The organism is Nostoc piscinale CENA21 (assembly GCF_001298445.1).
Lineage (GTDB): Bacteria > Cyanobacteriota > Cyanobacteriia > Cyanobacteriales > Nostocaceae > Nostoc_B > Nostoc_B piscinale_A.
On the sequence record NZ_CP012036.1, the window covers coordinates 6,006,558 to 6,027,901 of the forward strand.

Below are 21,344 nucleotides of genomic sequence, written 5' to 3' on the forward strand. Positions count from 1 at the left end.
GATTAAACTTGCTTGCCCTTTCTATGATCAATTTTTGCAGCTGATTCAAAAAAAGTTTATTTTTAACTTATAAATCTGTCTGTAAAGATGCTAAAACTCACCTAGAGAACTTAATATTCTCGTTAAAATTAACAGATAGACTTTCCCTAACCTAGTTAATTCCTACACTTTTCCTTACTTCAGTACTTTCATGCAAAATCAAGTGTCTGATCAAAATTCTAATCAAAAACCCGATAATTCCTGGATTGCCGAGCTAGGTAGAACAGTTGTATTAAGTATCGTTCTTGCCCTGGGCATTCGTACTTTTGTTGCTGAAGCTCGCTGGATTCCTTCTGGTTCTATGGAACCAACTTTGCATGGGACTCAAAACCAGTGGGAAGCAGACAAGATTATTGTTGATAAGTTGAAGTATAAGTTTGCCAACCCCCAGCGGGGAGATATTGTGGTTTTTTCACCAACTGACGAACTCAAACGCGAACAATATCAAGATGCGTTTATTAAACGTGTCATTGGTTTACCTGGAGAAACAGTAGAACTGCGTGATGGTAAAGTCTACATTAATAACAAACCTCTGGATGAAGAAGCTTATTTAAGTTCTAGCCAGCGCACAGTGGTTGATGTTTGCACCTCTGGACAGCAACCAGCTTTCTTAGCTAAACCGCAGACAATACCGCCAAATTCATACCTAGTGTTAGGTGATAACCGTAACAGCAGTTATGACAGTCGTTGTTGGGGTGTTGTACCCCGTGATAATATTATTGGTCGGGCTGTATTGCGCTTTTGGCCACTAAACCATGTTGGTGGCATTGATAAATCACCCTTGTACCCCTAGCCAAGTCATCTGGAAATGCCGTACCTAGCCAAAATCGTAATTTACCCAATGAAGTCACTCGATGGGGTAGAAGTGGCACAAGCCGAGGTTTTGTCTAGTGGCGCATTAAAAGGCGATCGCGAGTTCGCAATTTTTGATCCACAAGGTAAATTTGTCAATGGTAAGCGTCATCCCAAAATTCATTTACTGCGGGCGGATTATCCAAACCCATCTGGCAATCAAACGATCTCTCTGAAAATCCCTCACCAGAATTCACCATTGGTTTTTAATTTAAATACAGAGAGAGAAAAATTAACCGCCACTTTAAGTGATTTTTTTGGGTTTTCCCTTACCATCGCTCAAAATTCACTGATGGGTTTTCCTGATGATACAGATTCTCCTGGCCCAACGGTAATTAGTACAGCAACTTTAAGAGAAGTTGCTTCGTGGTTTCCTGGTGTCACTGTCGATGAAATGCGTCGTCGGATACGTGCCAACATTGAAATCGCAGGCGTGCCACCCTTTTGGGAAGATAATTTATTTAGTGAACCAGATAAATTGGTAGCTTTTCGAGTGGGAAATGTGCGATTTTTTGGAGTCAACCCATGCCAGCGTTGTGTGGTACCAACAAGGCATCCTGACTCAGCAGCAGTTTATCCAAATTTTCAAAAAATATTTATCCAAAAGCGACAAGTAACATTACCAAACTCTGTAAATTTATCACACTTTAATCATTTTTACCGCTTGAGTGTGAATACCAGATTACCAACATCAGAATCTGGAAAATTATTACAAATTGGTGATGAAATCGCAATAATTTCTGACATTAATTAATAAAATTTAAAATAGTTAACTTAAATTTTATTTATATAAATAATTGGATGACTGTTAAGCTATTATGCAATTGTGCTAGCAAAATTTGAATATTTATATTATCAGGTTTTTAGGTGCAAGTGCGAGACTTGTAAACTATCTACTGAAAATATCTAAATTCAACTTTGATCTCAGAGACTTGAGTAAACAAGTGTTCATCTATTTTTGATTTTGGCTAAATAGTAACTTTGATATATCACCAAGCTAGACTACAGTAAAGCCAAATTGACAGATGATTGCAATAGATGAATCGCTCAAAAAATTTACCAGTCAACCATGACAAAATCCAAAATCGCAAACTCCAAAATAGTCTAAACTATCCTGTCATCACAAAGTTTTCGGACTTAGTATGATCATGAAATTGCCTCTTCTATGTATGCGTAGAACTTGGCAAAAGTAAATCTTTATACTAAAAATAGTAATATCCTTTGTCGCTTTGAACGTAGCACATAGTAATAACCCGGAGCAAAATTATGTATCTGAAATTGCTTGAGTTATCCATAATGCGAGCTAGGGAAAAATCCAACAACCATGCTATCTAAACTTCAGATTGACCAATTGTTTCATCTCCTCATTATCAATGTTTATACCACAATACCCATGAGATTAGTTATAATTAAGACCTTTGTCTGGCAAATGAGAGCCATGATAAGTCTATTGGTTTATCTTTGATTGCAAAATAAAGTATAGCAATAATAAAACTGCTAGACCAGTGAGAAAACTCAGTATTACTGAATTCCCAGATGATTTTTGTGGAATAGGTAAGGTATCTATTTGAGCATAGCAGTTAAGTCATCTCACTCATGCCAGGCAGAAAATCAAATCTGCGCTCCCAAAGAAAAATATTTTAAGGATAAGATTACAATCAAATGTGCCGGGTTTTCAACGATTTAGCGAATAAATGTTTGAGAAAACTATGGAATTGACGAGAAGCAAGATGTAATGAACCACCAGCAGTTAGACCCGGATAAAAAAGATATCTTAATAATTGACGACAAGGCAGATAACTTGAGAGTTTTATCCTCTCTACTGGCTAGAAAAGGATATAACGTCCGTAAAGCGTTAAACTGGCAAATGGCTTTAACTGCTTGTCAAACTGTTTTACCGGATCTAATTTTACTTGATATTATGATGCCGGAAGTTGACGGTTATGAAGTTTGTCGGCGGTTTAAGAGCTGGGATTTAACCGCAGATATTCCCGTAATCTTTATTAGTGCTTTAGATGATGTTTTCGATAAAATTAAAGGTTTTAGATTAGGAGGAGTAGATTATATTACTAAACCCTTTGAGTTTGAAGAAGTTGTAGTGCGCGTTCAAAATCAACTAGAACTGAGACAAGCAAGATTAGAAATATTAAGACTCAATACAGAACTAGAACAAAGAGTTAAATCTCGGACTTGGGAGTTAGAAAATGCTCTGCAAAAACTGCAAAGAGAAATTGTTTCTCGGCAACAACTGCAAGATAAATTACTGGATATAGTTCTACATGACGCACTTACAGGACTACCAAATCGAGTTTTGTTTTTAAGACAGTTAGGCAAAGCTCTTAACCTGGCTAGAGAAGATAAAAACTATCATTTTGCTATCCTATATTTAGATTGCGATCGCTTCAAAGTTGTCAATGATTCTCTCGGTCATCTTGTGGGAGATGAATTACTCATTGCGATCGCTCGTCGTCTGCAATCATGTCTGAATCCTGGTGATACCCTAGCAAGACTAGGTGGTGATGAATTTGGCATTCTTCTCGAAAATATTTCCGATATTAATTCTGCTATTCAAGTTGCCGAACTAATGTTACAAGAACTATCTATGACATTTAAATTGTCTAGATATGAAGTATTTATGAATGCTAGTATTGGAATTAATTGGGGTTGTAAAGATTATGAAAAACCAGAGTATTTGTTACGCGATGCTGACACCGCAATGTATCGTGCTAAAGCTCAAGGCAAAGCCAGTTATAAAGTCTTTGACCCCGCAATGTACCAAGAAGCAATTCAACTTTTAGAAATTGAAAACGATCTGCGGCGAGCTATTGAAAGAGGAGAACTGATTATTTACTATCAGCCAATTATTGCCTTAAATACTGGTCAGATTGCAGGATTTGAAGCATTAGTCCGTTGGCAACATCCTGTTCGTGGTTTAATGGCTCCCACAGAGTTTATCCCCATAGCAGAAGAAACAGGTTTAATTAACGACCTTGATATCTGGGTTTTACAATCAGCTTGTCAACAATTACGCATTTGGCAAGAGCATCCAGATATCCCTAAAAACTTAACGATGAGTGTCAACTTAAGTGCACGTCTTTTCACCCAAGCCCACTTAATTACTCAAATTGATCAAATCATTAATGACACCAAAGTTAATCCAAAAAATTTAGAATTAGAAATTACTGAAAGTGTCATTATGGAAAATACTCATGTTGTGAGAAGCATTATTGAAGAAATTAAGCAGCGCAACATCAAGTTAGTTATGGATGATTTTGGTACTGGTTATTCTTCTCTCAGTTATATTCATAGTTTGCCTTTAGATTCATTGAAAATTGATAAGTCCTTTATTACTAGAATGCAGTTTTATCAAGATAATCTGGGGCTAGTACCAACAATAATTAGTATTGCTAAATCTATGAATATGACTGTGATTGCTGAAGGCGTAGAAACCCAAGAACAAATAGTAAAATTAAGAAGTTTGAATTGTGACTTTGCTCAAGGCTATCTGTTTTCTCAAGCTTTACAACCAGAAGCAGTGATTGATTTTATCGCATCTATGCCCAGGTGGTAAGTATATATTTTTATACAATGTAGGGAGTGTTTTCTGTATCCTGGGCAGTAAAATTTACATGATTTAAAATAGAAAATATATTGATTCGTTCTCAGTGACAAGAGAATTTCTAGCAGCAGTTGATTGACATTAGCTATCAAAAGTGAGAGTCTGGTTACTCAGAAAGTCAAAATAGTGTCAAAAAAAATTTTATTGATTAAAGACTACTATTTTCAGTTACATAAAAGCATAATAGAGATGTGACTGATTTGTTTGCCCCTTTACATTCCCTGGAAAACGGTCGCTGGTTTAAGCTCATTTGTGGAGCCAGCTACCAACATCTGCCAGCAGTCAGAAGTTTGACTTTAGCCTACACTTTGGCGGGCGCTGACTGTATAGATGTCGCTGCTGACCCGGCGGTGATAGCCGCAGCAAAAGCCGGACTGCAAGTAGCTAAAAACCTGACTAAAGCCGCACAAGAACGAGGCTTCAACTATCAGGATAGTTCGCCTTTGTTAATGGTGAGCTTAAACGATGGTGAAGACCCTCATTTTCGCAAAGCCGAGTTTGATGCCGTTTATTGTCCCTCTGACTGTTCTAGACCATGTGAGCGAATTTGTCCGGCACAGGCGATCGCATTTAACCGGAAACCAGATAATTTTTCTGGGGTAGAATCTCAGAAATGTTACGGTTGTGGTCGTTGCATACCATTATGTCCTTACGATATAATTTATACTAGATCATATATATCAACACCAGAGGCGATCGCGCCAATGGTGATTTCAACAGGAGTAAATGCCGTAGAAATTCATACACAAGTCGGCAGATTAGTAGAATTTCAAAAATTATGGCAAGTAATTTCACCTTGGGCTGAACAACTTCAGGTATTGGCTATCAGTTGTCCTGATGGCGACGGCATGATTGATTACTTAAAAGCAATTTATGAATTAATTACCCCACGTCCTCGCACCTTGATTTGGCAAACCGATGGTCGTCCAATGAGTGGTGATATTGGAGATGGTACCACTATGGCGGCAGTCAAATTAGGACAAAAAGTTTTGGCAGCGAACCTACCCGGATATGTGCAGTTAGCAGGTGGCACAAATAGCTACACCGTTGCTAAGTTAAAGGCAATGGGACTACTGAAGAGAGCAGGGGTGAAGGGGTGCAGGGGTACAGGGGTGAAAGAAAACTCTTCTCCCTTGTCTTCCCCCTCTGACTTGTCTCCCTCTGCCTCAATTGCAGGAGTCGCATACGGAAGCTATGCCCGTGTATTGCTGTCGCCAATTCTCGAACAGTTGGAGAATAAGGAGGTGAATTACGCCAGTGTCCAAGGGAATGTCCACCTGGAATCAGAACCGGACTTATTGTGGGAAGCTGTAGGGCTTGCCCGTTCTCTCGTTTCCCAGATCAAGTCACAGCAAGAGCGATAATCGCTCGTTCGTTATCTCTCAAAACGTCACCATAGAAAGCATGACGATTAAAGACGATCTCCAAAAGTTATTAGACATCTTGCCCCAAGACTTGCGACAAGTACTAGAAAATCATCCTCAGCGAGATAGTTTAGTTGAAGTAGTCTTGGATTTGGGTCGTCGCCCAGAAGCTCGCTTTCCTAATCAAGCTGAGTATCTGAGTGAAACACCCGTAACTCAAGCACAAATTGATGATTGCATTCAGCGAGTCGGCACATTTGGCGGAGATAATCGAGCAGGAATTGAGCAAACTTTGCATCGGATCAGTGCTATCCGCAATCGGAATGGTAAGATAATTGGCTTAACCTGTCGTGTTGGTCGTGCGGTATTCGGTACTATCGGTATGATCCGCGATTTGGTAGAAACAGGTAAATCCATTCTCATGCTAGGTCGTCCAGGTGTGGGTAAAACTACTGCCCTGCGGGAAATTGCCCGTGTGTTGGCAGATGAGTTAAACAAACGAGTAGTAATTATCGACACCTCCAATGAAATTGCTGGAGATGGCGATGTTGCCCACCCTGCTATTGGTCGTGCGAGAAGGATGCAAGTAGCTCATCCAGAACTTCAGCATCAAGTCATGATTGAGGCAGTGGAAAACCACATGCCCGAAGTGATTGTGATTGATGAAATCGGCACAGAACTGGAAGCTTTAGCAGCGCGTACCATTGCCGAACGCGGTGTGCAGTTAGTAGGCACTGCTCATGGGAACCAAATTGAAAACCTGATCAAAAACCCCACACTTTCTGATTTGGTTGGTGGTATTCAGGCTGTGACACTGGGAGACGACGAAGCCAGGAGGCGCGGTTCGCAAAAAACGGTGTTAGAGCGTAAAGCTCCGCCTACCTTTGAAATTGCTGTAGAGATGTTAGAACGACAGCGTTGGGTAGTTCACGAAAGTGTTGCTGACACAGTAGATACTTTATTGCGTGGACGGCAACCCAGCCCACAAACCCGCACTGTGGATGACAACGGCAAAGTTGTCATGACTCGACAGCTATCGGTGGTGAATGGTCGTGGTGGTCATGTAGCGAGTGGGGAAGACACTTTCTCCTCTGGGCGACAGTCTGGTGGCTGGCGTGCATCGGGACAGATGGTGGCACTTCCGCCATTAACCCTAGAACGGGAAAAGACAACTGGGCAGAGTGAGTTTGACCGCTTGCTAGAAGAGTCCTTTAATTACTCCGACACCATTGATTTTGCCGCCACGAAGAATGCTGGCCCCAATGGGGAAGATTTGCCACTGCATGTTTATCCTTATGGGGTAAGTCGCCACCAATTAGAACAGGTAGTTAGTGTGCTGACTTTGCCTGTGGTCTTGACAAAAGATATCGACAGTGCTGATGCAATTTTGGCATTGCGATCGCATGTCAAAAACCACGCTAAATTACGGCAAATGGCCAAAGCCCGTCATGTGCCTATCCACATGATTAAAGCCAGCACCATTCCGCAAATTACCCGTGGACTGCGGCGCTTGTTGAACATCGACGACCCAGAAATTGCTGATGACCGCGAATTGCAACTTTTTCTGCACAGTGGCAGCGATGATGAAATTGATGCCCTAGAGGAAGCTAGACTTGCAGTCGAGCAAATTGTCATTCCCAAAGGACAACCAGTAGAGTTACTGCCCCGTTCTCCCCAAGTCCGCAAAATGCAGCATGAATTGGTAGAACATTATCGCCTCAAATCCCATAGTTTTGGCGAAGAACCTAATCGTCGCTTAAGGATTTATCCGGCGTAATTTTAATTCAGGATTAACGCACAAAAGTTAGTTGTTGAACTTGAGTGTTGGGATGTCAGAGTTTTAAATACTTGACACCTCAACACTCTTATTTCAAGCCTTAATTTGTTTCAATTTAAAATAGTATAACTTGTCACCTATCCCCTACTATAGTGTCTGACGATATCTACAAATTTCTGCACAGTTGAAGATGCGTCACTGCTACGCCAAATCATTGCAATTGTTACTTTTGGAGTAGGTTCTTCAATGTGTTTATAAACTACTCCTGTTCTTTGCAAGTGTTGTAATGATGCTGGGACGATCGCCACTCCCATTTCTGCTGCTACGATACTGACAATGGTTTGCATCTGAATAGCTTCTTGCACGACATTGGGACTAAAACCTGATTGCTGACAAAGACTGATAATCAAATCGTAGAGTCCGGGTGCTAATTTTCGAGGAAATAAAATAAACCCTTCATTAGCTAGGGATGTCACACTAATTTGGGCTTGCTTCGCTAGGATATGGGTCTCTGGTAACGCCACCACAAGCGACTCTTGAAAAATCGTTTCCCAGCTAAATATATTGTTTTCAATAGGAGGACGAATAAAACCAACATCCATCCGTCCTTCCTGCAACCAATTTAGTTGTTGATCTGTAGTTAATTCATGTAACTCTAGATTTACTCCAGGAACACAGTTGCGATAATTCTTGAGTATGAATGGCAAGATATTATACGCAGTAGAACTGACAAAGCCAATCACTAATTTTCCGACTTCGCCACGACTGGTTTGTTGTCCGATTTGAATTGCTTGTTGTAATTGGTGAAGAATTTGCTGCACTTCCCTCAAAAATACTTCACCTGCTGCTGTTAACTGCACATGGCGTTTTGTGCGATGAAACAGTTCAAATCCCAATTCTGCCTCTAGTTGGCGAATTTGTTGACTGAGGGGAGGTTGGGCAATATGCAGTTTTTCGGCAGCTTTGCCAAAGTGTAGTTCTTCTGCCAACGTCACAAAGTAGCGCAGATGGCGTAATTCCATTGGTAAGGGTAACTAATATTTTTTAAATATTAATGACAGTATAAAAATATATTGGACATTAATAAAAATCTTTTTTACTGTGGATATTAAGCAATCAACACACGGAATTTCACTAAAATTTATGAATCAGATTTCGCCATCCAAAGATAATTGGAATGCTTTGCTTTATGAAAATAAACACGCTTTTGTGTGGCAATATGGCGAAGATTTGCTGCAATGGCTGAACCCCAAACCAGGAGAGTTGATTTTAGATTTAGGTTGTGGAACTGGACAACTTGCTGCCAAAATTGCCGAGTCTGGCGCTGAAGTGATGGGAATTGATAGCGCCGCCACAATGATTGAAAAGGCGCGACAAAATTATCCTAGCTTACGGTTTGAAGTTGCTGATGCGCGTGACTTGCAAATAGACAAACTATTTGACGCTGTATTTTCTAATGCTACCTTGCATTGGATCAAAGAAGCAGATGCTGCGATCGCCTCCACATATCAAGCACTCAAACCAGGAGGACGTTTTGTAGCTGAATTTGGTGGTAAAGGTAACGTAGAATCCATAGTTCAAGCCTTGTATATGGCTTTGGAAAAAACTGGTTTTTCTCGCCCCCAAGCTTTCAATCCTTGGTATTTTCCTAGCATTAGTAAGTATAGTAACTTACTTGAAAAACAAGGTTTTGAAGTTACTCATGCTATCTTATTTCCCCGCCCCACTGTCTTAGCAGATGGGAGAGCAGGTATCAAAAACTGGCTGGAAATGTTTGCTCGTCCTTTTTTCACCAACCTGTCGGCGGTGGAACAAGCAGAAGTGATTCGTGATGTTGAAGACTACCTCAAGCCTACACTTTACAAAAATCATGTTTGGCTGGCAGACTATCGCAGAATTCGCATTCTCTCTATCAAAGTGTAGTAACGTGACCGTAAAAGCTAGCGGACATGATATGAACCACATCTTGCATCTAGCCCTAGGATTAGAAATCGCGGCTATACAAACGTGCGATCGCCTAATATTGTAGTGAAGACAAACAAAAAATCTTGATTTTAATCCGCGTAGCTGGTCACTGAGCTTGTGAAACTGTGGGTTTTGCCTGTGTAGCCGAGACTTCCAGTCGCTTGGTACAAAATATAAAATAAAAAGTTTCAGCCTTTTTACTCGAACGTTGAAGTTCGGAAGTTGAAAGTCGAACCTTTTTACTCGAACATTAAAGTTCGGAAGTTGAAAGTTGAACCTTTTTACTCGAACATTGAAGTTCGGAAGTTGAAAGTTGAACCTTTTTACTCGAACATTGAAGTTCGGAAGTTGAAAGTTAAACCTTTTTACTCGAACGTTAAAGTTCTGAAGTTGAAAATTGAACCTTTGAGGTTGAAGTGTCAGGAAATTTTGTGGAATTTTCTCGCGCAGAGGCAAGGCGGCTCTGCCGACTTGTAGACGCGCTCGGCGCGGCTTCTCGCAGAGTAGCGACTGCCGCGCAGAGGCGCAAAGATGAAGAAAAGGTTTTGAGTTTTGTTTACAACAGCTTTGCAAAAAGTTCTTAGGGCGGACATGATTGATGTCATAACCGAACCAAAATGCTTGTGAGTTGATTGTGAAAAAGTTCTTCAGTGCGATTAATGCTGCGGGTGTGTGTCTAGCACCTTGGATAATGGTAGCGGGAATGACACCGGGCTTAGTGTTAAGTATGCCAGTCAAAGGGATGTCGCAACAGCAAACCCCTACATATTCCGCAGAGCAACAAGCAGCCTTAAAGGAAGCTGAAGAACTAAATCAACAAGTCATCAAGCTATACCAAGAAGGAAAATATAGTACCGCTATCCCCTTAGCTGAACGTGTATTAGCTATTAGAGAAAAAGTGCTTGGTCAAGAAAATCTAGTTGTTGCCACTAATTTAAATAATTTGGCTACACTATATCAAGCACAGGGAGAATATCAACAAGCAGAACCTCTGTATCTCCGCTCACTAGCTATTAAAGAAAAATTATTGGGTAATTCGCATCGTGAAATTGCTACTAGCTTAGATAATTTAGCCTTACTGTATAGAAAACTGGGCAAATATGAACAAGCAGAACCATTGCATCTGCGTGCTTTAGCTATTTATGAAAAGGTGTTTGGTAAAGAACATCCAGATGTCGCTATTAGCTTAAATAATTTAGCTGGACTGTATCGTCTACAAGGTAGATTTAAACAAGCAGAACCATTGTATCTCCGCTCACTGGCTATTTATGAGAAGTTGCTGGGTAACTCACATCCTGATTTTGCAACTATCTTAGATAATTTGGGATTATTTTATGATTTACAGGGAAAATATGAACAAGGAGAATCACTGCATCTACGTGCTTTAGCTATTTACGAAAAGGTTTTTGGGAAAGAACATCCCGATATTGCAATTACTTTAAATAATTTGGCTGCATCGTATAATGCCCAAGGAAAATTTGCCAAAGCTGAACCTCTGTATTTTCGGGCTTTAGCTATTAGTGAAAAGATATTAGGTAAATCACATCCTGATGTTGCTAACAAATTAGATAATTTGGCTGCACTATATAGTTCACAAGGGAAATATGAACAAGCAGAAGTTCTGCATCTCCGCGCTTTAGCCATTTTTGAAAAGGTATTAGGAAAACAACATCCTGATGTGGCCATTAACTTGACTAATTTGGCTTCTCTGTATCAAGCCAAGGGTGATATTGTTCATGCTGTTGATTTTCAGCGTCGTGGGTTAGATATTCAAGCAAAAAATCTTGATTTAATTTTTGCTGTCGGCTCAGAAAAAAATAAACAAGATTATATTAAGACTTTTGCTGGGACAACTGACGCTACTGTTTCCCTGGCTCTGCAAGAAGCGCAGAATAATCCAGCCGCCGCATCTTTAGCTTTAACTACTGTACTACGTCGTAAAGGACTAGTTTTAGATGCTGTAGCTGACAGCATCCAAATATTACGCAGCAAATTAGATAAAAGTCCCGAAACTCAAAAATTATTCACTCAATGGTTGCAAATACAACAGCAATTATCAGCCTTAGTTTTTTCTCGATCAACACAACAAACTGCTAACCCTACAGAGCAGATAGGAAAATTGGAAGCAGAAAAGGAAAAACTAGAAGCCAAAATTAGTGTTAAAAGTGCCGAATTTCGTCAGCAAATTCAACCAGTCGATTTATTAGCTGTCCAAGCCAAAATACCTCAAGATGCAGCTTTGTTAGAAATTGTGCAATATAAACCATTCAACGTCAAAGCCACAACAGAAGCAGAAAAATTTGGTAAACCCCGTTATGCGGTGGCGGTATTGCGTTTTCAAGGTCAACCAACATGGGTTGATTTAGGTGAAGCCACAGAAATTGATAAATTAGCGATAGATTTCCGCACAGCGTTAGCCATTGGTAGAGGATTTAAAAAACTGGCTCGCACGTTAGATGAAAAGTTAATCGCACCTATTCGTCCTTTGTTGGGTGATGCGCGGCATATTTTAATCTCTCCTGATGGACAATTAACATTAATTCCCTTTGAGGCTCTCAAAGATGAGCAAGACCAATTCCTGATTCAGCGTTATTCATTTTCTTACCTGACGACTGGGCGAGATTTATTACGTTTTCAGTCAAATTATAGTAATGCTACGACTCCGGTTGTGTTGGCAGATATTGACTACGACCACCAAAATCCAACTAGCACTGCTAATAAAAAACCTAGTGTACCAACCATATCAAATCAACGCTCTGGTGATTTAGCAACCTTGGAATTTTTACCCTTATCTGCAACTAAATCTGAAGCGATCGCCATTAAAAAAGTTTTACCAAATGCCAAATTAATATTAGGCAAAAATGCCACAGAAACGGCAGTTAAACAATTACACAGTCCGGTAATTCTCCACTTGGCGACTCACGGTTTTTTCATCGCTGACATCACCCAAGATATCAACGCATCATTAGATTTACCAGAAAAACCAAATCCAGAAAAGATTTTAGCAGTAGAAAACCCCTTATTACGTTCTGGTTTAGCCCTGGCTGGTGCCAACAAACGTAATCAGGTGAAAAACAGTGATGATGGGATTTTAACGGCGCTGGAAGTTGCTGGTTTAGATTTGCGTTCTAATCAGTTGGTGGTGCTGTCGGCTTGTGAAACTGGTAAAGGTGATGTCAAAGTTGGCGATGGTGTGTATGGTTTGCGTCGGGCTTTGGTAATTGCGGGTTCTCAAACCCAAGTTTTAAGTCTGTGGTTGGTAGATGATGCAGCAACAAAAGATTTGATGGCGAAGTATTACCAGAATTTGCAAGCAGGTAAAGGAAGACATGAAGCTTTACGTGCTGCACAGTTAGATTTACTCAAAACACAAGAATATCAGCATCCCAGATTTTGGGCGGCGTTTGTTCCTTCTGGTAATTGGAATGCGTTGAGGGAAAAGTAGTCAGTTTTCAGATTCCCCTACACCCCTACACCCTTACACCCCTCTTCCCAGTTAGTACAACTGACTACGGACAAAATAACCTGACAGATGATAACCATGAATTAGGTTAAATTTTGCCCACCTAACTGATGATGTTAAAAGTTTCAAAAGTTCAAAGGAGGGTTTGTAATAAGTTCGGTATCGTATTGCTGGAAGCCGGCAATGTAATTATCAAGCCATGAATAAACAGGTAGAAGTTCTATCAGATCAGTCTGCGCTGATAGCGCGATCGCTGGAGTTAATTTTATCGAAGTTGGAAACCGCCATTGCTCAACGGGGGCAATTCACGATTGCCTTATCTGGTGGTAGTACACCCAAGCCTTTATATGAAGCGATCGCTACAAAAGATTTGCCTTGGGATAAAATTCACGTCTTTTGGGGTGATGAGCGTTACGTCCCCCCAGATCATCCCGATAGCAACGAATTAATGGCGCGGCGTGCATGGTTAGACCGTGTTGATATCCCCGCCGCCAATATTCACGCTATGCCAACTTTAGACGCTGATCCAGCTTTATCGGCTGCCAAGCATGAACAGGATTTACAAGAATTTTTTCATTCTGCTCCCGGCGAGTTTCCATCATTAGATGTAATTTTGCTGGGTATGGGAGATGATGCCCATACTGCATCTTTATTTCCCCACACCGAAGCATTAAAAGTGAGCGATCGCTTAGTGACTGTGGGTAATAAAGATGGCAATCCCCGCATCACCTTTACTTACCCCTTGATCAACGCTGCTCGTAGCGTGATTTTTGTAGTGGCTGGTGCTAATAAACGTCCAGCCTTAGCCAAAGTCTTTGCCCCCCAAGCCGATGACTTTAGTTATCCATCTCGCTTAATTCGTCCCCAAGGGGAACTTTGGTGGCTACTAGATGCGGCGGCTGGGGCGGAATTGCCAGCTTAAAAGTCAAAAGTAAAAAGTAAAAAGGCAAAAGAGTCGATAGCGCCAATTATATGAGTTAGATCCTAACTAGCCTCTAATCTCTAGCCCCCAGCACTTAAAACGAAGAAACGCTATTCTTTTTACTTTTGCCTTTTTACTTTTAATTTCCTCAAGAGTAGTTGTTAAAATCGAAAGCTAGAATCGCCCCCTTGCAAAACTGCCGATTGGTAGAAGCAGAAGCATCTACGGAGTTTTTTCTGCTTACCAGTGCTATCTAACGCTGATCTTCAACAAAGGCTTAAATCAATGATCGTCTGCCCGAATTGCAATCATCCCAATCCCAACGGCGCTGTCCAGTGCGAAGCTTGCTATACGCCTTTACCAGCGACTAGTAACTGTCCCAACTGTGGAGCAACGGTACAGGCTGATGCTGCTTTCTGCGGTCAATGTGGGTTTAATCTCCATGCTGCTGCTGCACCTGCTCCTGTTTCTGCTGCGGCTGTTGCTCCTACAGTTGCTCCCGAAGTTCCTGTGCAAGTACCGCCATTAGTGACACCAGATCCGCTATTGGATCTGTTACAACCAGACGCACTAGGAATTAATCAACAACCTGCACCTGTACCTGTCGCACCACCAGCAGCAGTAGAAAGCGCACCTCCATCTCCACCGCCTGTAGCTGCTGCACCTGCGCCCGAACCAGAACCAGAACCTGCACCAGAACCCGCACCCGCACCAGAACCAGAAGCAACAGTACCCGCACCTGTACCTGTACAAGCACCCGCAGGTGTGGCGAGAACTCAGTTACAACAGGTAACAGCGCGGTTAGTTCACATTCAAAGCGATCGCGAAATTGAATTACCCCAAAGTCTTTCGGTAATTCACATGGGTAAACCTAATGACCGCATCCCCCCCGATATTGATGTTTCCGGGTTTAGTAATTCAGAAATTGTCTCTCGCATCCACGCAGATATTCGTGTTGAGGGAGATGCTTTCTATGTCGAAGATGTCGGTAGTTCTAATGGCACTTATATTAACAACTTGCCATTATTACCAGGCAACAGACACCGTCTCCGCCCAGGCGATCGCATCAGCCTCGGTAAAGGCGACTTGGTAACATTTATCTTCCAGCTAACGTAAGAAAGGGAACAGGGGACAGGGAACAGGGAACAGAGAAAGAATGATGCTGCCTCCTGCCTCCTGCCTCCTTAGATTAGGATGGATGAAAAGACACTCCACTCATTGGGGTAATTACATTCAGGAAAGTACGCCATGAAGGAACCAAGTAAAGATTTTGCAACTTTGCTCTCGACAGAAGCCCCACCAGAGGTAGAACGTATGGGGTTGACGTGGTTAGTTGCAGCTGCGATCGCTACGGCTGTGTTGTGGCAAGTTCCCGGCGGCGACTATATTTTATACCCGTTCACCATTTTGGCAACTTGGTTTCACGAAATGGGACACGGTTTGATGGCGCTGGTGTTGGGCGGACAGTTTCACAAGTTGGAAATTTTTAGCAATGGTTCTGGTGTAGCTACTTATAGCATCGTCAGATCACTAGGCCCCCTTGGCCCAGGTTTAGTCGCTGCGGCTGGGCCAATGGGGCCGCCAATTGCTGGTGCAGCTTTGATTCTGGCTTCGCGCAGTTTTAAAGCCGCATCTTTGAGTTTAAAAATTTTAGGTAGTTTTCTATTGTTATCTACATTAATTTGGGTGCGTTCTTGGTTTGGTTTGTTGGCAGTTCCCTTATTAGGGTTAATTATTCTTGGTATTTCTTTAAAAGCGCCACGTTGGATGCAGGGTTTTGCTATTCAATTTTTGGGTGTCCAAGCTTGCGTGAGTACTTATCACCAACTCGATTATTTATTTAGTTATAGTGCTGGTTATTTGGGGCTATCTGACACAGCCCAAATGCAAAGATATTTACTTTTACCTTATTGGTTTTGGGGCGGCTTGATGGCGATCGCTTCTTTGGTTATCTTGATTCAAAGTCTCCGCATTGCCTATCGTTCAGCGTAATGGGTAAGAAACATCACAAAAAGGCGATTGATTCCTTAACTCAAAGGATTCAGGAACATCAAGAAAAGATTAGACTGGAATCAGAAAAAGATTTACCAGACGAAGGTTTAATTAAACATTGGGAAAAAGAGATTCGTGCTTTTGAAAAAGCAATCCAACAAGCCCGCAAAAGATTGGAATAATGAATATGCAGATTAGCGATCGCTCTTTAGCAATTAGAAGTTCTACACTCAGTACTTTAATTGCTGAATTAGGTACAGAATGTAGTAAAGTTCAAGCTTTAATCAATCAACTCCAGTTACCCAGTTTAACTACTAACCAGCAAGCTGAAATATTGGGAGAATTACTAGCTGCTACAGTTCATTTGCATACTCACTGTGATGCAGATTTTCAGTCTCTGATTGCACAAGAGATGGAAAATTTACCCGATGAAGAATGATTTTGTAGGGCGATTATATTATCTAGAGAAAATTAGTGAGTTCACTGCTGGTAAGTTGGATTTATCTGCCTACTAATTTCATAGGTAAGTAATCAAAATTACCAGCCGCAAGGTGTGATGTTTTTTTTGTTGTTTTTCTTATGTAACCAAATACACTTCTAATTAATGATTCTAAAATAAATAAAGTAATTGTAATTTTAGTTATTCCCGCAGGTTACAAGCGTTTATGGTGGACAGTACAAATATATTTCATTCTGGGGTGAATCGAAGAGAAGCAGAAAATATTATTCATAAATTCTTAAACAATAAAGACTATAAAGTATTAGCTGTCAAAGGAAAATGGGGTATTGGAAAAACCCATCTAGTACGAAGTTGTTTAGATGAACATCAAAGAAACTATTATTTGTATGCTTCTGTTTTTGGTATTTCTTCAATTGAACACTTGAAAGCAAGAATAGTTGCTAATTACCAGAAAAATCTCAAACCTAAACCAATTCAAAATATTTCTGAATTTATCAACCGTAACTCTGGAAGATTAGAAAAAACTCCAAAACTTGACTTTGGATTATCAGGTTCATTACTTGCTATGGGTGGTGATTTATTGCTTGAGATATTTTTTAATTTAAACGTAAACGAGAATTCAATTATATGTATTGACGATATTGAAAGAAAATCTCAGCTTAAACTAGATGAAATACTTGGCTTTGTTGAATATCTAGTTCAGGAATTAAAATGTAAAATAATTTTAATTTATAGTGATGATAATCTAGATAACGATTCTAAAGATATCTTAAAGACTTATAGAGAAAAAGTAATTGATAGAGAATTTACTCTCGCTCCAACAGTAGAAGAAAACTTAGATTTTATCTTTAAGGATCATCCTGATAAAGAGGTAATAAAATCAGTTTTTATAAATACTCATACAAACAACATTCGTGTTCTCCGTAAAACTAGATGGCTGATTGATGAACTTAGTCCTTTAATAAAAGATTGGCAGCCTGGTTTACGTAATCAAGTTATAAAAAATATTGTTGTTATTAATTTATTAATAATCGATACGGAGTTTCGTAAAGATTCTTCCATTACTATAGACAGTATATTATCTTTAACAGACTCTTCAAAATATAAAAATAACGACAATTTTGAGGAACAAATTAAACTTATAAAACAATTATATAAGCTAGGATATAACTCTCTAGAAATTGATGAGATTATAATCAATTCAGTAGAAAAATCGCTGTCTAGTTCTAATGAAATAGAGTTTATTAAAAGAGGAAAAATTCTTAATGATAGAGAGGAAAAAAATCAAGTTATTGAAAAATTGCGTAACCTTCACAAGCCGTATTATAATTCATTTGGAAATTCTGAACAAGAAATCCGGGAGGGAATTATAAATTTTCTTGAAGAGAATCATTTATATTTAAGTATTTCTGAATTTGAACAAGTTGAACAATATGCTTCAATTCAGAAATGTTGAATGATGATATAAAACTTTACATAAATAATTACACGGATTCTAAGAAGCCAAAAAATGTCAACATAACATCATCTCTTCAAACCAATGAACATAACTGATTTTCTGACACATACAAGACTGAAGATAGCGAAATTTATCTAATAATGTATTACCCCATTGTTCAGGAATAGAGACAAGCTGTAAAATCAGATAAGCAATCAGGCTAGTATAAATTTGGATAGTGATGCCATTGAGGTTTTTGGTAATTAATTTATCCAACTTTAAGTGCATCTTCAAAAACTTCCATAACAATTCAACGCTCCAGCGTAATCGATAAATATCTCGAATTTCATCATCACTAACAGCCGTTTCTCCCGTAGCAGGTAAGTTAGTCACTAACCGAAATTCGGTTTGAGTTTCTAAATCGCAAAAACTCACCACTCTATAGGCATTAGCATCATGAGATGCGCCAATTTTGATTAAGCCAGTTGACTCTTGAAATTCGAGTTTCCAATTGTTTTTAATCCGGAGAACAAAGTATTTTTTGTCCTGGACTAATTCTTGGATAAATTTAAATCCGGCAAACCCCCTGTCCATTACCCCCACAGCATCCGTTGGCAAATTTGAGAGCATTTTTGAACCAAAATTATAATCATGGTTATGCCCAAAATTAATGAAATTATCTTCAGGTGTTCCTGTAGCTAAATTCAGCGAACTAAACAGTTTTACCTGATGAAATCCTAAAATCCATAACAACTTACTCGTCAAAGTAATAATTGTAGAATCAATTGGACAAATAGCATATTTATCGTGTAATTTTTTGTTATTTACCTGTTGGACTAACTTATTTAATTTTTCATAAATTTCTTGAAATGGTTGTTGACTTCGATGCAAATTAGCTTTTGAGAAAGTCGAAATATCTACGGGATATCCTGTATTATTTAACCGCTTAAACACATCTCGCATACTTGTTAAGCTGTTGTCCAATACATAAGATAGCCAGCACTCGACAAACAGACGGCTGTTCAAGACTGGATAATCATTTTTTGGCAGTTGGCTCAGGATATCTTTGACAATTTTAGGAAATCTATTTATAATCACTATCAAACAGATATATTTATGTTTATCGCCCAAATTTTACCAAACTTTGGGCGATTTCTATCGGGTTTTTCTTAACATTCAACACTTCTGGGGTATATCGTGTTAAAAGATGTGCAGGTGTCAGTCTTGAATATCAGATCAATACTTTATTTGACCAATTACCTGTGGATCTTGGTATATGGCACAAACTGACGACTAAGTTTGATGCTGATTTATTCTGCGGATTATGGTTGAAGCAGTGGAATCGTGGACTTGATTTTTCACCGCAAACGCTTCAGCGAATTAGTGACAGAGGTTTGAGTCTTAGTCTAGACATTTACTTTAATTATGATGAGAAGGAGTCTTGAGAATGTTGGGTTACGTTCCTCCACCCAACCTACACTTTTTTACTTTTTACTTTTTACTTTTTCCTTTTTACTTTTTACTTTTAGTTCCTCGGTTTTGGTGATTCGGGAATAATTTCTGTCACGACACGATTACCTGTTTTCCCACCACTGACAACAATGTTGTCGGTTTCCAGATTACCGACGGCTGTATCTCCATTAAATGTTAAGGCTGGACTGGCTTGGCGATAAACGACATTTCCCTGTGCTTCTAATAACTTTTTATCAAGATACCAAGTTAAATTCTGAGACTTTAAAGACTGACGACGCTGACCAACGGCGTTGACATTCCCTACTACATAAACTGTTTTTTGGGGGATTTTCATCTCAGCTTGATTACCAGTCACCGTCATTTTTTCCGCCCGGTGAAATACCCTCACAGGAGAATTTGTTTTGATATTTTCTGTATTCATATTCCAGACCATCGAGTTACCAATGATTTGTACTGGTGGTTCTAATAAATCTGCTTGGGCATTTTGTTTGATGGTAGCGATTTTAGTTTTTAAGTTAAATTCGGCAGAATTGCCACGACCACGGTCGGTAATTTGATTATTTTTATAACGTTCAAATTGTAAAGGGCGATCGCCAATTAATTTTTCTTGTTTAACCTGCCAAATTAAATGTTCTGTCCGCATTTTAATTTGGGGATCAGTTGAATTAGCAACGACTTTACCGATAAATTCGGCTATTTGTTCACGGGTTTTAACTCGCGCTTCTTGGGCTATTGCTTGTAACTGTTTATGCCTACCATTGATTTGGTTACGCACAATCAATAAACCTTCTTTGGGTAGCCATTCCATTTCGTTACCTTGTAAAACTACACCATTAGTAGGATCTGTGGCTACAATTTTACCTTTGAGAAATAGCCGTTTACCATCTTGTTCAATATCTGCTAAGTCGGCTTTAATTTGATAAACTATTTTGCCATCTTGATATAATTCTCCATAAGGATTTTCGGCTTGAGCTATTTCTTTTTCTTTGGTGTATCTTGCCTTTTTGGCTTTGACTGTCCAAAGCGGTCGCCCAACTTCATCAGCTTGTTCTAGGGTGACATCAAAAAAAGTTAATTTACTTTCAGAATCTTCTGGGGAGGAATCTTGATTATTTTGATTGGAGTTTGTCAAAGGTTTACCACAAGCCCCTAAACTGATCATTAACAGTAGAGTCAAAAGTAGGTAAGACCATTTGGTTTTAAGTGATTGGAACTTCAAAAAACTTAAGTAATGAAAGTGGGGGGATTTATGTGTTATTCCCCCCAGAAATCTAAAATTTATTTTTGTTATCTGCCTACCTTGCTGCTTCATGTATCCTGAATTTCTAGATGTCCGTCATGGTCTGTTGGGTCATCCAAAAAACCCATTCCCGATAAGGGACGATAGGGGTAACTTTGGCGTGGTGTTTTTTGGATATCTTCTTTGATAGCTTCTAAATCAATGTAGCGATCGCTCACATTAATTAAACTATCACTGGTCATCGAGCGTAAACTCACAACCTCTACCCTTACACCACGATAGCTTACAGAATTGACGGCATAGGCTAAATCGCCATCCCCACTCACCAACACCGCAGTATCATAGGAATCGACCAACGCCATCATATCAACGGCGATTTCGACATCTAAGTTGGCTTTCTTGGAACCATCCGGGAGTTGTACTAAGTCTTTAGCAATGACACGATAGCCATTCCGACGCATCCACAACAAAAAACCTTGCTGCTTTTCGTTGGTTCTATCGACACCAGTGTAGAAAAAAGCCCGCAACAGCCGAGATCCACCTGTTAAACGACACAACAACTTGGTGTAATCAATTTCAATTCCTAATTGCAAAGCAGCATAAAATAGATTTGAACCGTCAATAAATATAGCGACTCGGCCTCGATTCTCTAAAACTTGTTCCGGCGTAAATATCGAGTCGTTTTCTAAATTATTCAACATTGTTGTCATACCTCATTTTTATCTTGATATTTTTGATAC

Annotated in this window: 18 protein-coding genes; 14 read left to right on the top strand and 4 right to left on the bottom strand. The window is 39.7% G+C overall.

Going from position 1 to position 21,344, the window contains the following annotated elements:
* The first annotated feature begins 190 nt into the window (after positions 1-190).
* The 5 genes from lepB (at position 191) to ACX27_RS25695 (ending at position 7,651) form a co-directional block, all read left to right on the top strand.
* Complete coding sequence (lepB, locus tag ACX27_RS25675) at positions 191-832, top strand: signal peptidase I (protein ID WP_062296585.1); 642 nt, start codon at positions 191-193, stop codon at positions 830-832.
* 15 nt (positions 833-847) lie between these two features.
* On the top strand, positions 848-1,645 hold the full coding sequence (locus ACX27_RS25680) for an MOSC domain-containing protein (protein WP_062296587.1): 798 nt from the start codon (positions 848-850) through the stop codon (positions 1,643-1,645).
* 981 nt (positions 1,646-2,626) lie between these two features.
* Positions 2,627-4,462, top strand: a complete 1,836-nt coding sequence (locus ACX27_RS25685) for a two-component system response regulator (protein ID WP_062296589.1) — start codon at positions 2,627-2,629, stop codon at positions 4,460-4,462.
* A gap of 239 nt (positions 4,463-4,701) precedes the next feature.
* The gene (gene ldpA, locus ACX27_RS25690; protein ID WP_062296591.1) at positions 4,702-5,874 is read left to right on the top strand and encodes a circadian clock protein LdpA; all 1,173 of its coding nucleotides are present in this window, start codon (positions 4,702-4,704) and stop codon (positions 5,872-5,874) included.
* 40 nt (positions 5,875-5,914) lie between these two features.
* Positions 5,915-7,651, top strand: a complete 1,737-nt coding sequence (locus ACX27_RS25695; protein ID WP_062296593.1) for a R3H domain-containing nucleic acid-binding protein — start codon at positions 5,915-5,917, stop codon at positions 7,649-7,651.
* Positions 7,652-7,788: 137 nt separating this feature from the next.
* On the opposite strand, the gene ACX27_RS25700 is transcribed toward ACX27_RS25695, so the two are convergent.
* Entirely contained in the window at positions 7,789-8,673 is an 885-nt protein-coding gene (locus tag ACX27_RS25700; protein WP_062296596.1) for a LysR family transcriptional regulator, read from the bottom strand.
* Between the two features lie 121 nt (positions 8,674-8,794).
* Between ACX27_RS25700 and ACX27_RS25705 the strand changes: the two genes are divergently transcribed.
* The 8 genes from ACX27_RS25705 to ACX27_RS25745 all read left to right on the top strand — a co-directional run bounded on the left by ACX27_RS25705 (position 8,795) and on the right by ACX27_RS25745 (position 17,909).
* Complete coding sequence (locus tag ACX27_RS25705) at positions 8,795-9,574, top strand: class I SAM-dependent methyltransferase (RefSeq protein WP_062296598.1); 780 nt, start codon at positions 8,795-8,797, stop codon at positions 9,572-9,574.
* A gap of 676 nt (positions 9,575-10,250) precedes the next feature.
* Positions 10,251-13,061, top strand: coding sequence for a CHAT domain-containing tetratricopeptide repeat protein (locus ACX27_RS25715; protein ID WP_062296602.1), 2,811 nt, complete (start codon positions 10,251-10,253; stop codon positions 13,059-13,061).
* A 217-nt stretch (positions 13,062-13,278) separates the two neighbouring features.
* Entirely contained in the window at positions 13,279-14,001 is a 723-nt protein-coding gene (pgl, locus tag ACX27_RS25720; protein ID WP_062296605.1) for a 6-phosphogluconolactonase, read from the top strand.
* 285 nt (positions 14,002-14,286) lie between these two features.
* Positions 14,287-15,117 carry an FHA domain-containing protein gene (locus tag ACX27_RS25725; RefSeq protein WP_062296607.1) on the top strand — a complete coding sequence of 277 codons (831 nt, stop codon included), beginning with the start codon at positions 14,287-14,289 and terminating at the stop codon, positions 15,115-15,117.
* A 132-nt stretch (positions 15,118-15,249) separates the two neighbouring features.
* On the top strand, positions 15,250-15,993 hold the full coding sequence (locus ACX27_RS25730) for a M50 family metallopeptidase (RefSeq protein WP_062296609.1): 744 nt from the start codon (positions 15,250-15,252) through the stop codon (positions 15,991-15,993).
* Positions 15,993-16,175, top strand: coding sequence for a hypothetical protein (locus ACX27_RS25735; protein WP_062296610.1), 183 nt, complete (start codon positions 15,993-15,995; stop codon positions 16,173-16,175). The genes ACX27_RS25730 and ACX27_RS25735 overlap by 1 nt, the downstream gene beginning before the upstream one ends.
* On the top strand, positions 16,175-16,432 hold the full coding sequence (locus ACX27_RS25740; RefSeq protein WP_235526384.1) for a hypothetical protein: 258 nt from the start codon (positions 16,175-16,177) through the stop codon (positions 16,430-16,432). The genes ACX27_RS25735 and ACX27_RS25740 overlap by 1 nt, the downstream gene beginning before the upstream one ends.
* 226 nt (positions 16,433-16,658) lie before the next feature.
* The gene (locus tag ACX27_RS25745) at positions 16,659-17,909 is read left to right on the top strand and encodes a P-loop NTPase fold protein (protein ID WP_062296613.1); all 1,251 of its coding nucleotides are present in this window, start codon (positions 16,659-16,661) and stop codon (positions 17,907-17,909) included.
* Between the two features lie 57 nt (positions 17,910-17,966).
* On the opposite strand, the gene ACX27_RS25750 is transcribed toward ACX27_RS25745, so the two are convergent.
* A complete protein-coding gene (locus tag ACX27_RS25750; protein ID WP_083468653.1) occupies positions 17,967-18,989 on the bottom strand; it encodes an IS4 family transposase in 1,023 nt (340 codons plus the stop codon).
* A 59-nt stretch (positions 18,990-19,048) separates the two neighbouring features.
* On the opposite strand from ACX27_RS25750, the gene ACX27_RS34435 reads away from it, so the two are divergent.
* Entirely contained in the window at positions 19,049-19,336 is a 288-nt protein-coding gene (locus tag ACX27_RS34435) for a DUF4279 domain-containing protein (protein WP_256364410.1), read from the top strand.
* A gap of 80 nt (positions 19,337-19,416) precedes the next feature.
* On the opposite strand, the gene lptC is transcribed toward ACX27_RS34435, so the two are convergent.
* Positions 19,417-20,676, bottom strand: a complete 1,260-nt coding sequence (gene lptC, locus ACX27_RS25760; protein ID WP_144427530.1) for an LPS export ABC transporter periplasmic protein LptC — start codon at positions 20,674-20,676, stop codon at positions 19,417-19,419.
* Positions 20,673-21,305 (bottom strand): LabA-like NYN domain-containing protein, encoded by a 633-nt coding sequence (locus tag ACX27_RS25765; protein WP_015112605.1) that lies wholly within the window; start codon positions 21,303-21,305, stop codon positions 20,673-20,675. Before ACX27_RS25765 ends, lptC begins: the two co-directional genes overlap by 4 nt.
* Positions 21,306-21,344: the final 39 nt, after the last annotated feature.

Bases quoted from the DNA above. Each gene is read 5' to 3' on its own strand.
- lepB (WP_062296585.1), top strand. From the start codon at position 191: ATGCAAAATCAAGTGTCTGATCAAAATTCTAATCAAAAACCCGATAAT.
- ACX27_RS25680 (WP_062296587.1), top strand. From the start codon at position 848: ATGCCGTACCTAGCCAAAATCGTAATTTACCCAATGAAGTCACTCGAT.
- ACX27_RS25685 (WP_062296589.1), top strand. From the start codon at position 2,627: ATGAACCACCAGCAGTTAGACCCGGATAAAAAAGATATCTTAATAATT.
- ACX27_RS25695 (WP_062296593.1), top strand. From the start codon at position 5,915: ATGACGATTAAAGACGATCTCCAAAAGTTATTAGACATCTTGCCCCAA.
- ACX27_RS25700 (WP_062296596.1), bottom strand. From the start codon at position 8,673: ATGGAATTACGCCATCTGCGCTACTTTGTGACGTTGGCAGAAGAACTA.
- ACX27_RS25705 (WP_062296598.1), top strand. From the start codon at position 8,795: ATGAATCAGATTTCGCCATCCAAAGATAATTGGAATGCTTTGCTTTAT.
- pgl (WP_062296605.1), top strand. From the start codon at position 13,279: ATGAATAAACAGGTAGAAGTTCTATCAGATCAGTCTGCGCTGATAGCG.
- ACX27_RS25725 (WP_062296607.1), top strand. From the start codon at position 14,287: ATGATCGTCTGCCCGAATTGCAATCATCCCAATCCCAACGGCGCTGTC.
- ACX27_RS25730 (WP_062296609.1), top strand. From the start codon at position 15,250: ATGAAGGAACCAAGTAAAGATTTTGCAACTTTGCTCTCGACAGAAGCC.
- ACX27_RS25735 (WP_062296610.1), top strand. From the start codon at position 15,993: ATGGGTAAGAAACATCACAAAAAGGCGATTGATTCCTTAACTCAAAGG.
- ACX27_RS25740 (WP_235526384.1), top strand. From the start codon at position 16,175: ATGAATATGCAGATTAGCGATCGCTCTTTAGCAATTAGAAGTTCTACA.
- ACX27_RS25745 (WP_062296613.1), top strand. From the start codon at position 16,659: ATGGTGGACAGTACAAATATATTTCATTCTGGGGTGAATCGAAGAGAA.
- lptC (WP_144427530.1), bottom strand. From the start codon at position 20,676: ATGAAGCAGCAAGGTAGGCAGATAACAAAAATAAATTTTAGATTTCTG.
- ACX27_RS25765 (WP_015112605.1), bottom strand. From the start codon at position 21,305: ATGTTGAATAATTTAGAAAACGACTCGATATTTACGCCGGAACAAGTT.